11 protein-coding genes are annotated in these 12,207 nt (G+C 68.4%); 5 read left to right on the top strand and 6 right to left on the bottom strand.

The features are described 5' to 3' along the window. From WCJ52_RS01965 to WCJ52_RS01945, 5 genes are all read right to left on the bottom strand, one after another. A partial coding sequence (locus WCJ52_RS01965; RefSeq protein ID WP_336901612.1) for a PhoPQ-activated protein PqaA family protein occupies positions 1-1,208 on the bottom strand: 1,208 nt, incomplete at its 3' end. Positions 1,209-1,384: 176 nt separating this feature from the next. After that, positions 1,385-2,500 carry an Sb-PDE family phosphodiesterase gene (locus tag WCJ52_RS01960; RefSeq protein ID WP_336901611.1) on the bottom strand — a complete coding sequence of 372 codons (1,116 nt, stop codon included), beginning with the start codon at positions 2,498-2,500 and terminating at the stop codon, positions 1,385-1,387. A 41-nt stretch (positions 2,501-2,541) separates the two neighbouring features. Then, positions 2,542-3,996: a carotenoid oxygenase family protein gene (locus WCJ52_RS01955; protein WP_336901610.1), complete on the bottom strand. Its 1,455-nt coding sequence runs from the start codon at positions 3,994-3,996 to the stop codon at positions 2,542-2,544. Positions 3,997-4,090: 94 nt separating this feature from the next. Beyond that, entirely contained in the window at positions 4,091-5,164 is a 1,074-nt protein-coding gene (locus tag WCJ52_RS01950; RefSeq protein WP_336901609.1) for an SO2930 family diheme c-type cytochrome, read from the bottom strand. After that, positions 5,161-6,366: a parallel beta-helix domain-containing protein gene (locus tag WCJ52_RS01945; protein ID WP_336901608.1), complete on the bottom strand. Its 1,206-nt coding sequence runs from the start codon at positions 6,364-6,366 to the stop codon at positions 5,161-5,163. The genes WCJ52_RS01950 and WCJ52_RS01945 overlap by 4 nt, the downstream gene beginning before the upstream one ends. A 99-nt stretch (positions 6,367-6,465) precedes the next feature. On the opposite strand from WCJ52_RS01945, the gene WCJ52_RS01940 reads away from it, so the two are divergent. From WCJ52_RS01940 to WCJ52_RS01925, 4 genes are all read left to right on the top strand, one after another. Next, positions 6,466-7,386 (top strand): alpha/beta hydrolase, encoded by a 921-nt coding sequence (locus WCJ52_RS01940; RefSeq protein ID WP_336901607.1) that lies wholly within the window; start codon positions 6,466-6,468, stop codon positions 7,384-7,386. A gap of 122 nt (positions 7,387-7,508) precedes the next feature. After that, positions 7,509-7,706 (top strand): helix-turn-helix transcriptional regulator, encoded by a 198-nt coding sequence (locus WCJ52_RS01935; protein WP_336901606.1) that lies wholly within the window; start codon positions 7,509-7,511, stop codon positions 7,704-7,706. Between the two features lie 22 nt (positions 7,707-7,728). Then, complete coding sequence (locus WCJ52_RS01930) at positions 7,729-8,166, top strand: hypothetical protein (protein WP_336901605.1); 438 nt, start codon at positions 7,729-7,731, stop codon at positions 8,164-8,166. 29 nt (positions 8,167-8,195) lie between these two features. Continuing rightward, a complete protein-coding gene (locus WCJ52_RS01925; protein ID WP_336901604.1) occupies positions 8,196-9,077 on the top strand; it encodes a TraB/GumN family protein in 882 nt (293 codons plus the stop codon). Between the two features lie 5 nt (positions 9,078-9,082). On the opposite strand, the gene WCJ52_RS01920 is transcribed toward WCJ52_RS01925, so the two are convergent. Further along, positions 9,083-10,513, bottom strand: a complete 1,431-nt coding sequence (locus tag WCJ52_RS01920) for a cytochrome c peroxidase (RefSeq protein ID WP_336901603.1) — start codon at positions 10,511-10,513, stop codon at positions 9,083-9,085. A gap of 136 nt (positions 10,514-10,649) precedes the next feature. On the opposite strand from WCJ52_RS01920, the gene WCJ52_RS01915 reads away from it, so the two are divergent. After that, positions 10,650-12,164, top strand: coding sequence for an NAD(P)/FAD-dependent oxidoreductase (locus WCJ52_RS01915; protein ID WP_336901602.1), 1,515 nt, complete (start codon positions 10,650-10,652; stop codon positions 12,162-12,164). Positions 12,165-12,207: the final 43 nt, after the last annotated feature.

The following is a 12,207-nucleotide window of genomic DNA, read 5'->3' as shown; positions in this document are numbered from 1 at the left end:
GAGGTGAAGGCCTTGCCGATGGTGTCGACGCGGAAGTCCCGGGCCTTGGGATTGGTCGCCTGCCAGAGCCGGACCTCCGTGGGCTGGCCCTGGGGCTTCACCACCAGGGCGCCGTCGGTCCGGAGGGTCCAGGAATAGTCCGGCAGGGGCTGGCCATTGAGGACCGCGTCGTAGAAGGCGGTAATACTCTCCATGATGTCCGTGCCGGCGGTCGAGTGCTTGGAATTCGGGATCATCCGCAGGCGCCTGGGCTGGGCGACCTTCGAATAGCCGTAGCGGGTGTTGTCAGGCGGGAAGTACTCGTCGCCCACCGCGTTGATCACGTATTTTGGGATCTTCATGGTGTCCCGGTCCTGGTAGTTCAGGGGGTCCTCGATGCGGTTCACCTCTTTCAGGGCGGGCTTGCCGATCTGGGCCGGGATCAGGCCCGCGTCGACATAGTCCTGCAGGGCAGGTGAGAAATAGCCGAGGGCCCGCCAGTGGTGGATCACCGTCTCGTCCACCCCCAGGACATTGATGACGATGGGAACGATGGCCACCACCCGCTTGTCGACGGCGCCCACCAGCCAGGTGGTCCAGCCGCGCTTGGAGCCGCCGGCCACCACAAAGCCGTCGATGCTCCGCTTGCCGCCAGAGTCGGTGCGAATGAAGTCCTGCACCGCGGTCATGGCCTGGGTCCCGCTCTTCACCATGGGCAGGCGCACCAGGGTCTCCGGGTCCTGCGACTTGGCAAAGCGCGCCTGCAGGAAGGCGATGATCTCGTCCTCCACCCGGGCCTTCTTCAGGGGGTCGTCGGCGAAGGTCAGGGGCTGGTTGGGTACGTCGTCCAGCTCGACGACGACGGAGCCCGTCTCCACTGCCATCTTCGCGAACCGTTCCGCCGGGGCGGTGGGCGCAGCATCGCCCTTGTCGCCGCCGGTGATGTAGAGGAAGGCCTTGGTGTGGGACAGGTTGTCGGGGATGACGATGGTCATCCAGTGCTTCCACACCCGGTCGTCGACATCCTTGGGCCCCCAGGTCTGGCTGGTCATCTGCAGGATGGCGCAGCGGTAGCCCTCGCCCGTACAGGTCCCGACCACGCGATATCCATAGCTGGGATCCGGCTTGGCGACGTAGGCGTCCAGGGCGTTGGGCGGACCGGCCAGGGCGGACGGAGCCGCCAGCAGCGCCGCGGCGAGGCCGCACAGGATCAGGTTGAGCACTCTCATGGTGACGTCCCTCCGGTTGATGGGGGACGCCTGTTCCCGGCGCCTCCGTCCGGGAAGGAGGTTCCGCCCTGTGGGGGCCCGGCGCAAGCCCTTCCCGGCGAGGCGGCCCCTCTTGCCCTTTTGAGTGGCCCCCTGGAGACCCCTATCTATCCCCTGTCATCGAGGGACTGAGGGGCCTAGGGCGCCTTTGGCTTCAGGTTCAGGACCAGGGGCTGGCGGGGGGCGACCAGGGTGTTCAGGATCTCAAAGTCCAGGGCGAGGGTCGCGGGAGTGACGCCGCCCGTCACCTGGATTTCCGCTTCTCCGTAGGGCGGGACCGTGACGATGTCCGTCGAGGTGTAGAGAGCCTGGGGGGAGCGCACGCGAAGGAGATAGCGAACCGGAGAGGTGTTCTTGATCACTGCGGTGAGGACCTTGGAACCCTCAGCATAGCCGCCCGGTGCCAGGGTCAGGGAGGCGCGGATGATCTGCTCCAGTATGGCAGGCCGGCCGATCAGGCTGTCGCGATACCAGGCGGCTGTCCGGTTCTCGCCCAGGGCCTTGCGGATTGCGGCGGCGGAGCCGTCGGAGGCGAGGACGAGGGTGACGGTCCGGTGCCCACGGGGCACGTCGTTGTCCCAGTCAATCAGGCCATGGATGTCGGATGTGCCGATGATGGCCAGGTTGTTGTCCAGGGCGATGCGGAAGGCCGATTCCGAATAGTCGGCACCATTGGCCACCTCGATCCCATGGAGCTGCTTCTGGGCGATCAAGCGCTGGTGCAGCGGCAGCAGACGCGCCACCCCGTCCGGCTGCTGGCGATGCCAGTAGGGATGGTTCCAGAATACAAAGCCGCCCTGGGCGTTGGCGGTGCGGATGGCCGCTTCCGGATCGTCGCGCGACAGGGCGTTGGCGTCGGTGATGAAGACTGCATTGACGTGGCCGGGTGGCATCTGGCGCGTGATCTCGGCACCCGCGATAATCAGGACGCTTTCCCCCGCTGCAGCCTTTGCGAGTTCATAGGACCGGTTGCGGTCGGGGTGCGGTATGTCCGCAGCGTGGGGCTGATACTCCAGGTGTTCGGTCACCGCCATGGCTGCCAGGCCGTCACGGCGGGCCTCCTCCACGCGGATCGTCGGCCAGACCTCGCCGTCCGAGAAAACGCTGTGTGTGTGCAGGTCGACCGCCAGGATCCGCCCGCCGGCCGCCGGAGCGGGGAAGTCCATCCGCCGCGGGTCGTGCGGGCCTTCGTGAGCCGCCGCACCGCCGCTCACCGCCAGGGCAATTACCGCTCCGATCCAGAGATTACGCATGGTCGATTTTCCCGTTATCAGACGGGTGTCTCAGATCAGGGCTACAGACCTGTGACAGTCGGGGCCCAGTTGCCGTGGAAGCCCGGGGGAATCCGGTGGGGGATGCGGATGGAGGCCTGGGGCGGGCCCTCGAAGTCGTCGGCGTTCAGGATGACAAGGTCGGTGGCCTCGTTCGACAGATCCACAACATAGCCCATCAGCCAGCCGTCATCCTCGGCCCCTGCCGTCGAGCGCGGGACGAAGACGAATTCTCCGGGCAGGTAGCCCACCCCAAAGTCGTGGACCTGCCGGGTCCCCGCCTCCAGGTCCTGCTTGAACAGGCGGGTCTGGTCGGGCGCGGCGGCGTCGAAGCCCGCCGGCAGGCTCATGGTGTAGGCGTAGCGATAGGGCTTGCCGATCTGGGACTCGTTGGGCCGGGGGAACTCCTGGCCGTCCGGGTCGATCACATGGCGGTCCACGGAGCGGGCGACGGGGTCGATCGTCCAGCGCTCGAAGGGCGTAGACGTCGACACCGGTCCATCCATCCGGTCGCCATCGAACATGGTGTCGTGGGCGCAGACGTCGAGGATGACCTTGCCGTCTGCGGTATCGTAGCCATTGCAGGGGTGGAAGACGTAGCAGGGTGCGACATCACACCAGATGATGTCGTCCGCGGTCCCGGTCTTCGGCAGGAGGCCCACCCGGGCCCGGTGATCCGGGTTCCAGCGATAGGGGAAGGGGTTCCCTGCGAGCAGGGTCTTCATGGAGAAGGTCACGGGCAGGTCGAGGATGATCACGTAATTTCGGGTGATCATGCTGTCGTGGATGGACGGGCCGTTGCGGACCGGGATGGACAGCTCCCGCGTCACGCGGCCTTCCGGGCTCACCACCACGTGGCGGATCGCGTTCAACTCGGGCCCCTCGTAGCAGATGGCGTGCATCTCACCGGTCTCCGGGTCCCGGTGGGGATGGGCCGAGAACCCGCCCATGAGCGTCCCGCCGAAGGGGTCGTGGGCCAGGGTCTGGAGGTCTTCGCCCAGTCGGACCGGATAGCTTCCAGCCTCGACCAGGGCCCAGAGGGCGCCGGCGTGGCCCAGGACATTGGTGTTGACCGAGTCAGACTGGCCATTGCGGGGACCAGGTGCCTCGGGCTCGCCCAGGACTGCGGAGACGGCCCGGGACCGGATCCAGCGGTTCCGGTACCAGAGGGCCTGGCCGGCCTTCAGGCGTACGCCGTGCACCATGCCGTCGCCCGTGAACCAGTGATAGGCCGCCGGGCTGACCGGGGCGGCCGGATTGGGACCGATTCGCAGGTAGCGCCCGTCCAGTTCCGCCGGGATGGATCCCGTGACCTCAAGGGCCTCCAGGGTCAGTTCCGCCTCCATCGGCTTGTGGACGCCTTCGAGATAGAGGTTGGAGGTCTTCCGGGCGGCGAGGCGCGCGCGGTTGAACCCAACCACGGCGCCGAGGCCTTTGGTGACCGTGGCGCGGATCGCGGTTTCGATGGGACTGGACATGACGGGCCGGCTCCTTGGAGGTCGGGATCAGAAATCTTACAGTGTAAATATCGGCAGGTCTGGCCCGTCTGTCAAGCGGGCGAGGTGGCCGGGTTCAGAGGCCCGCCTGCGCCTGTGGGGGCAGGGCGCGGATCCAGGCCCGAACCAGGTCCAGGCCCTCCTCGTGGCGCAGGGTCCGGCCCAGCTCGGGCATCATCACGCCGGGCTCGGTGGAGGCCATTCGATAGGCCAGGATGGAGTGGTCCGGATGGCCGGGATCGACACCGACCAAGAGGTCGCCGGCACCCCGGCCAGCAGCTACCGGAGGCTTACCGATCCCCAGGGCGGCGGGACGGGTCTCCTCGGCGGTGAGGAACAGACCCGAGTTGCTGGCCGACCCCGAGGGGTTGTGGCAATGGCCGCAGTTGACATCGAGATAGGCCCGGGCGCGGGCCTCGACGGGCTGGGAAGCGTCGTCCCAGGCGGCAAGGCGCGGCCGGGCGGTAGGAGGCGGCGCACCCTCCAGCAGACCCGCCTGGTGCCAGGACTCCAGCTGGTTGGCCTGGCCGCCGCCAGTCAGGGCGACCTCGCGGTTCAGGTTGCGCGCCTTGGGGCCGATCGGGGTGACCGCGCCCTCCAGCTGGTGGCAGGTCTTGCACTGGTTCTGGTTGGGCACGGCGTAGTCGAGGTCGACCTGAACACCCTTGAGGTCGGTGAAGCGCACCGGCAGGCGGGTGCCGGCCCGCTTCAGCACCGCCTCCGTCCCCTCGGCGTTCCAGACATAGGTCTGGGCTGTCCAGCCCGAGGCCTTGTGGATCAGGAGGCGGGTCTCGACCTTGCGCACCTCGCGATCCGGGCGGCGCAGGTCGGCGGGATAGGCGAAGGTCTTGACCAGGACGGCGCCCACCGGGAAGTCGAGGACGCCCGTCGCGGTGTAGCCGATCTTCCGGCCCGGCGGGGTGAAGACCAGGCGGGACTTCTCCGAGTGGTCGGTAAAGAGGGGCGTGGCGAGGACGTAGGGAACAAGGCCGGCATTGGGCCGGCCGGCGGTGCCATCGAGGAAGAGACGGTAGTCCGACAGCCGGGGCGCAGGGTCTGCCTGCAGCACCCGGTCCAGGTCGACGCCGGGCGGCGGAGACGCAGCGCCCAGCCCCAGAAGGGTAGCGAGGAGGACGAGGCCACGCCTCACGGGCGGGGGGCCTCCAGGCGCACGGGGGCCGGTTCCGGGATCACGGCGTCGCCCACCCTGGCGGCCACAGTGGGAGCTGCGGCGTCCACCCGGCCTGGACCGGGCAGGTTGAGGTTCAGCACCGGCCCGTCGGCCAGGCGTACGCGGGCGGGCGCCGGCTGACCGGGAATCGTCGTCACCCCGTCCCAGACCACGGGCGGCAGGGGACCGCCCAGGGCCTTGGCGATCTCCGGCCCGCCGGGGAACTGCGGATCCCAGCCATTGCGGCCGATCCGGTTGTCGCGGACCACGATGTCCCGCGGCAGGGGGTTGTAGCGGGGGTCGTTGAAGGCCTGGGTGTAGCTGACCACCATGATCCCGGCGCTCTGGTTGCCGGCGATCTCGTTGTCGAAGACGTGGACGTTCCGGTTGGCCATGACCATCACCCCCGTCCCGGTCGGTACGCCGGCGACGATATTGCCCTTGGGGGCGAAGTTGGGGGTGTCGTTGTCGACGATCCGGTTGCGGAAGACCCGGGTGGTGTTGCCGCCCATCTGGGGCAGGTTGGGCAGGTCGAAGACCAGGACACCGCCGGCATTGTGGGTGGCGACATTGTCATAGACGTCGGCGCGCATGGAGTTCTCGATCTCGATGCCGGCGACGTTGAATTCGGCCCGGCTGTTGCGGACGATGATGTCCTGGGACTGGCCGACATAGATGCCAGCATCGGAGGCGCCGCGCACCACCACGCCGTCGATCAGCACCCGGGACGAGGCCACCGGATAGACCCCGTAGGCACCGTTGGTCGCCTTCGGTCCGCCGGTCCATTCGACCCGCAGGTTGAGGTAGCGGATGTCGTCGGCGCCCTTGGACTTGATCCCGTCGCCCCGGGTGTCCTCCACCGCCAGGTCCTTCACGGTCACCCGGTCGGAGGTGATCATCAGGCCCTCCCCCGCGCCCTTCTGGCCCTTGAAGGACAGGACGGTGGCGCCCGGCCCCGCGCCGGTGACCGTAACGCCGTCGACGTCTAGGGACAGGCCGTCGGTCAGGTCATAGCGGCCGGCGGCGATCTGGACCGTGTCGCCGGGCTTGGCATCCAGCAGGGCGGTCTGCAGCCGCTCCTGGGCGTCGGGGCCTGGCGCGACCGAGAGGGTGGCGGCCTGGGCGGCCCCGGCGGCGACCATCGCGGCGACGGCGGCAAGACGAACGGTAAGGCTGGGCATGGTTTCCCCCGGAAGGCCCTAGCGACGCTGGCGGCCGGGCCGTGGAGGGGGCATGTTACGGCTTAGTGCCCGCCTGTCCAGCGGACCCGGAGACCCGCCATGCGCCGCAAGCCCCGCCTCGCCGCCCTCGCCACCCTCGTAGGCCTGGCCGCCCTGGCCCTGGGCGCGGGTCGCGCAGGTGCCGCACCGCAGGACCGCTACGCCGTCAACGACGGGGTCAGGATCCACTATGTGGTCGAGGGCAAGGGGCCGCTGGTGGTGATGATCCACGGCTTCCCTGACTACTGGGCGACCTGGAAGCCCCTGATGGGCGTGCTCCAGGCAGCGGGCTACCGGACTGCGGCCCTGGACGGGCGGGGCTACAACCTCTCGGACAAGCCAGACGGGGTCGAGGCCTACGCCATGCCCAACCTGGTCGGCGACGTGGCCGCGGTCATCGCCGCCGAGGGGGCGAAGGACGCCGTGGTGATAGGCCACGACTGGGGCGCGGCCATCGCCTGGCAGGTGGCCATCCAGCGGCCCGACCTGGTCAACCGGCTGGTCATCCTGAGCGTCCCCCACCCCTCCGGCTTCGGCCGGGAGATGGCTGGCAATGCCGAGCAGCAGAAGAACAGCCAATACGCCAGGAATTTCCAGACCCCGGGTTTCGAGAAGTATCTCACCGCCGAGGGCCTGGCCGGCTGGGTAAAGGACCCGGCGGAACGCGCTGGCTACATCGAGGCCTTCCGTCGCTCGAGCCTGGCGGGCATGCTCAACTACTATCGGGCGAACTACCCCTCGAGCACGGGCGCGGCGGCCCCGATCTCGGCTGCGGCCCTGCCGCCCGTTCAGGCACCCGTGCTGGTCATTCACGGCATGAAGGACAAGGCCCTGTCCGCTGCCGGCCACGCCGGGACCTGGGACCATGTGGCCCGGGATACCACCCTCCTGATGATCCCCGACGCCGACCACTTCGTGCAGCACGACGCCGAAGCCCTCGTGAACCGCACTATCCGCAGCTGGCTGGCCGACCGCCGCTGAGGCGGGGTCAGGCTGATGTAGTAATCGCTACGAGCCCCATTAGAGCGAGATGTCAGGTTGACTTGACATAGTCAGGTCGAGGTGACATTTTGTCAGGGTAACCTGACATCAGACGGGATCACATGAACAACCGACTGAGACTCCTGAGGGCCGAGAAGGGCTGGAGCCAGGCCGAGCTGGCGGGGCGCATCGACGTGTCGCGCCAGGCGGTCAATGCCATCGAGACTGGCAAGCACGACCCCTCCCTCAGCCTCGCCTTCCGCATCGCCCGCGAATTTGCCCTGCCCATCGAGCAGGTCTTCGGCGGCGACGACGCCTGATCCAGATCCAGAGAACCCTCCCATGACCTCACCTGAAACGAATTCGACCTCTTCCCTCTCGGGCGAGGCCCGGCTGCGCCAGCGAAGCCGCCGGATCCGCAACGTCTGGATCGCCGCCCTCAGCGTCGGCTTCCTCGGTGGCATGGCCTTCGCCCTCGCCGACGGCGGTGCGCTCCCGCTCTCGCCCGCCATCTTCTGGACCCTTCTGGCCCTGGTCGCGGGCGGGGTGGTCGCCGTGAACGTCTGGTTCATCCGCCGGGTGGACGAGCTGGAAGTCATGGACAACCTCTGGGCCAGCTTCGTCGGCGTCATCGCCCATATCCTGATCGGCGCAGGCTGGGTCGCCGTTGCGGCCAGGGGGTATGCGCCCGCGCCCGACGTCCTCGCGGTCCTGATGGCCACCCTGGTGGTCACCCTCCTCGCCTATTTCGGCCTCAAGCTGCGCCGCCGGCTGGGCTGACCCTTCCCCCTTCCTTCCGGAGCCCCCTGATGATCCGCCGCCTCGCCGCCCTCGCCGCTGCCCTCGCCCTCGCCGCTGCGCCGGCCCTCGCCGCCCCCCGCGACGCCGATCCCGCCCTGTGGGTGGTGCGCGATGCGGACACCACGATCTATCTCTTCGGGACCGTCCACTTCCTGCCTGCGGACCTGGCCTGGTTCGACGATGGAGTGGCCGACGCCTTCAATGCGTCCGACGAACTGAGGATGGAGCTCCTGCCGGTGGAGGATCCGGCCAGCCTCGGCCCCCTCATTCTGAAGCTGGCCGTGGACCCCAAGGGCCGTACCATGTCCCAGAGGCTGTCGCCGGAGGACCATGCGGCCTATGTCCGGGCGCTGACGGAGCTCGGCCTGCCTGCCGCCCCGCTCGAGCCTCTAGAACCCTGGTTCATCGTCGTACAGGCGTCCGTCGTGCAGTACACGAAGGCCGGCATGGATCCGAAGTCCGGTGCCGAGGAGGTCCTGACCCAGGCGGCCCGGAAGGCGGGGAAGACCCTCACCGCCTTCGAGACCCCGGAGCAGCAGTTCACCATGCTCGACTCCACCCCCGAGGCCGAGCAGCTCGCCGGCATCCGCGACCTCGCCTACAACCGCGAGGAGGGCCTGGCCCTGATGTCGAAGATGATCGACCACTGGGCCCGGGGCGAGCCGGAAGAGACTGGCCGGCTCATGAACGCGGAAATGAAGGCGACGCCGGAGACGGCCCGAATCCTCCTGACCGATCGCAATGCCCGCTGGGCGGCGGACCTGAAGGCGCGCATGGACCGCCCCGGCGTGGTCTTCGTCGCCGTCGGCGCCGGCCACCTGACCGGGAAGGGCAGCGTCCAGGACCAGCTGACCCGGGCGGGCCTGCAGGTCGAGCGCGTCGCCTACTGACGGACTCAGAACGGGCTCGAGAACTTCGGGTCCTGGAGGAGGGCGGTGTCCGTCAGGGTCCCCAGGAAGGCGATCAGGGCCAGCTTGTCGGCCTCTGAGAGGTTGAGCCGCCGCGGGGCGCCCGCATTGTCCCTCAGCTGGGGTGCCAGGTTGGGGCTGTCCTGGACGCCGTGGTCATAGTGCTCGACCACGTCCCGGAGGGTCGCGAACCGGCCGTCGTGCATGTAGGGGCCCCGGACGGCGATATTGCGCAGGGCGGGCGACTTGAACCGCCCACCCCCCGCGCCGACGTCGGTGACCGTTGCGTCGAGCCCGTTATTGAAGACGTTGGGACTGATGTGGGCATCCGTGCCGTGGCAACCGTCGCAGCGGCCAGCGCCTATGTAGATCTGCCGCCCCCGCTCCTCCTGGGCGGTCAGGGTGGCAGCGAAGTTGGGAACCCCGCCCGCGAAGGCCTGGTCGTACTTCGAGCGATAGGACGACATGGAACGAACGAACTGGGCCAGGGCCAGGGCGATCCGCTGGCGGGTGACCTGGGTGGTGCCGAAGGCGTCGCGGAACAGGGCGGGGTAGTAGTCTGTCGCCGCCAGCTTGGTTTCCAGATCGGCAAGGGTCATGCCCATCTCCGTGGTGTCCTGGATCGGCGTCACCACCTGGTCCTCAAGGGTCGCCGCCCGTTCGTCCCAGAAGAAGCGGCCCCGGTTGTAGTAGCGCGCATTGGTCAGGCCCATGGCGTGGCGCGGGGTCGTCGCGCCCCGGAAGCCGACGCTGAACCGGGCGGAGTCCGAGAACCCCTTCGACTGCTGGTGGCAGCTGGCGCAGGCGATGGTGTCATTCAGCGACAGCCTGCGGTCATAGAACAGCACCCGGCCGAGGGTCGCGCCGGCGTTGGTCACCGCATTTGTCGGGGGCGTGTTGTCGGCCCCGGCGGGCGTCCCGGGCCCGGTTCGCGTGTAATGCGCCGGTAGGTTGATGTTGGCGTCGGCGTAGGCGAACAGGGTCGCCGGCAGGGTCGGACGGCCCAGGGACGCCTGCGAGACGGGCGCGATCACGATGTTGAAGGTATTGGTCGCCGAGCCCCCGCGGCCATCGCTCGCGGTTATGGTGACCGCGACGGTCCCGGCCGTGTGCGGCGTCCCGCTGACTGTGGTTCCGGAAACCGACAGGCCGACGGTCGTCACGCTCAGGGTGACCGCGGAGGTCATCGCATCGCCATCGGCGTCGGTGAAGGTCGCGCCGCCCTGCCCGGCGTCGTAGCTGAAGGCGGTCCCGACCGTCGCCGCCTGGGCCGCGTTGGGCCGGGCGACCACCGGCGGACGGTTGACCGCCACGGTGGGCGTGTCGGATCCGCCGCCACCGCCGCCGCCGCAGGCGGCGAGGATGCAGGCGCTGAAGGCCAGGACAAGCAGGGAGTGGATTCGGATCATGGGTCGCATGTTTCGTCTCAACGGTGGACCCCGGCAGTTCCGTCGCAGCCCGACCTCACCCATTGCACTGGCCGGCGAGCGGCCTAATGAAGGGGCGGACCGACGGCCGGGAACACCCGGCGGAAAGACGGGGAGAATGGTCGGAATGTCTGACGGAAACCTTTCGGAACGCACGCGTGACGGGTCAGAATCTGCGGGCGATGCACATGAGTTCGACGTCCTCATCGTCGGCGCTGGCATTTCCGGCATCGGCGCCGCCTACCACATGCAGACCCAGGCGCCCGGAAAGACCTTCCGCATTGTCGAGACCCTGGCCGACTTCGGCGGCACCTGGCGAACCCACACATACCCCGGCGTGCGGTCCGACAGCGACCTCCACACCTTCGGCTACAGGTTCAAGGCCTGGCGGGGCCCGCCGATCGCCACGGGCGAGGAGATCCTGGCCTATATGGGCGAGGTGATCGACGAGAACGACATCGCCCGCCACATCCAGTACCGGACCCGGGTGCTCACCGCCGACTGGTCGGAGACGGACTGTCGCTGGGTCGTCGACCTGGAAGACGTTGAGACCGGCGCACGGCGCCAGATGACCGCTGGCTTCCTGTGGATGTGCCAGGGCTATTACCGGCACAGCGAAGGCTACACGCCGGAATGGCCCGGGATGGATGACTTCCGGGGCCGCCTGGTCCATCCGCAGACCTGGCCCGAGGACATGGACTGCGATGGCAAACGCATTGTTGTGATCGGGTCCGGCGCGACGGCGGCCACCCTGATCCCGGCCCTGGCGGAGACGGCCGGGCACGTCACCATGCTGCAGCGCTCGCCCACCTACTTTACCCCGGGGCGGAACCGCAACGAGCTGGCCGAGACCCTGCGGGAGCTGGAGATCGATCCGGACTGGACCCACGAGATCGTCCGCCGGGCCATGCTGAAGACCGGTGCCCAGATGACCAAGCGGGCCCTCGAGGAGCCGGACCTTGTGCGCGAGGAACTTCTGGGCGTGCTCCGCGGCCTGATGGGCGAGGACTATGTCGCCGAGCACTTCACACCCCGCTACGCCCCCTGGCGCCAGCGCATCGCCTTCGTGCCCAATGGCGACTTCTTCCAGGCGGTGAAGGCCGGCAAGGCCGGGGTGGTGACGGATGAGATCGACCGCTTCGTCCCGGAGGGTATCCACCTCAAGTCCGGCAAGGTGCTGGAGGCCGACATCATCATCACGGCCACGGGCTTCAACCTGAACGTCCTGGGCGACATCGCCTTCTCGGTGGATAGCCGGCCCGTGGACCTATCCCAGTCGGTCACCTACCGGGGCATGATGTTTACTGGCCTGCCCAACCTGGCCTGGGTGTTCGGCTATTTCCGCGCCAGCTGGACCCTGCGCGCCGACATCATGGGGGACTTCGTGACCCGCCTGCTGAGGCACATGGACGAAAAGGGCCTGCGCCGGGTCGAGCCGGCCCTGCGTCCCGAGGACGCCGACATCAAGCTGGGCCCGTGGATCGATCCCGAGGACTTCAACCCCGGCTACATGATGCGCGGCGTGCACCTCATGCCCAAGGCTGGCGACAGACCGGAATGGCGCCACACCCAGGACTACTGGAGCGAGAAGGACGTCCTGCCAGTGCTCGACCTCGACGACCCGGTCTTCCGCTACCGCTGAGGCGGATGGGCTTGCCTGCCGGGGTGTCTTGTGACACCCCGGG

The sequence above is a fragment of the Phenylobacterium sp. genome (assembly GCF_037138395.1).
Lineage (GTDB): Bacteria > Pseudomonadota > Alphaproteobacteria > Caulobacterales > Caulobacteraceae > Phenylobacterium.
This window is presented reverse-complemented; position numbering and strand designations above follow the sequence as displayed.

What these genes read in the sequence shown, in the direction of transcription:
- WCJ52_RS01925 (WP_336901604.1), top strand. Translation starts at nt 8,196, where the DNA reads ATGATCCGCCGCCTCGCCGCCCTCGCCGCTGCCCTCGCCCTCGCCGCT.
- WCJ52_RS01915 (WP_336901602.1), top strand. Translation starts at nt 10,650, where the DNA reads ATGTCTGACGGAAACCTTTCGGAACGCACGCGTGACGGGTCAGAATCT.
- WCJ52_RS01935 (WP_336901606.1), top strand. Translation starts at nt 7,509, where the DNA reads ATGAACAACCGACTGAGACTCCTGAGGGCCGAGAAGGGCTGGAGCCAG.
- WCJ52_RS01920 (WP_336901603.1), bottom strand. Translation starts at nt 10,513, where the DNA reads ATGCGACCCATGATCCGAATCCACTCCCTGCTTGTCCTGGCCTTCAGC.
- WCJ52_RS01945 (WP_336901608.1), bottom strand. Translation starts at nt 6,366, where the DNA reads ATGCCCAGCCTTACCGTTCGTCTTGCCGCCGTCGCCGCGATGGTCGCC.
- WCJ52_RS01930 (WP_336901605.1), top strand. Translation starts at nt 7,729, where the DNA reads ATGACCTCACCTGAAACGAATTCGACCTCTTCCCTCTCGGGCGAGGCC.
- WCJ52_RS01940 (WP_336901607.1), top strand. Translation starts at nt 6,466, where the DNA reads ATGCGCCGCAAGCCCCGCCTCGCCGCCCTCGCCACCCTCGTAGGCCTG.
- WCJ52_RS01955 (WP_336901610.1), bottom strand. Translation starts at nt 3,996, where the DNA reads ATGTCCAGTCCCATCGAAACCGCGATCCGCGCCACGGTCACCAAAGGC.
- WCJ52_RS01960 (WP_336901611.1), bottom strand. Translation starts at nt 2,500, where the DNA reads ATGCGTAATCTCTGGATCGGAGCGGTAATTGCCCTGGCGGTGAGCGGC.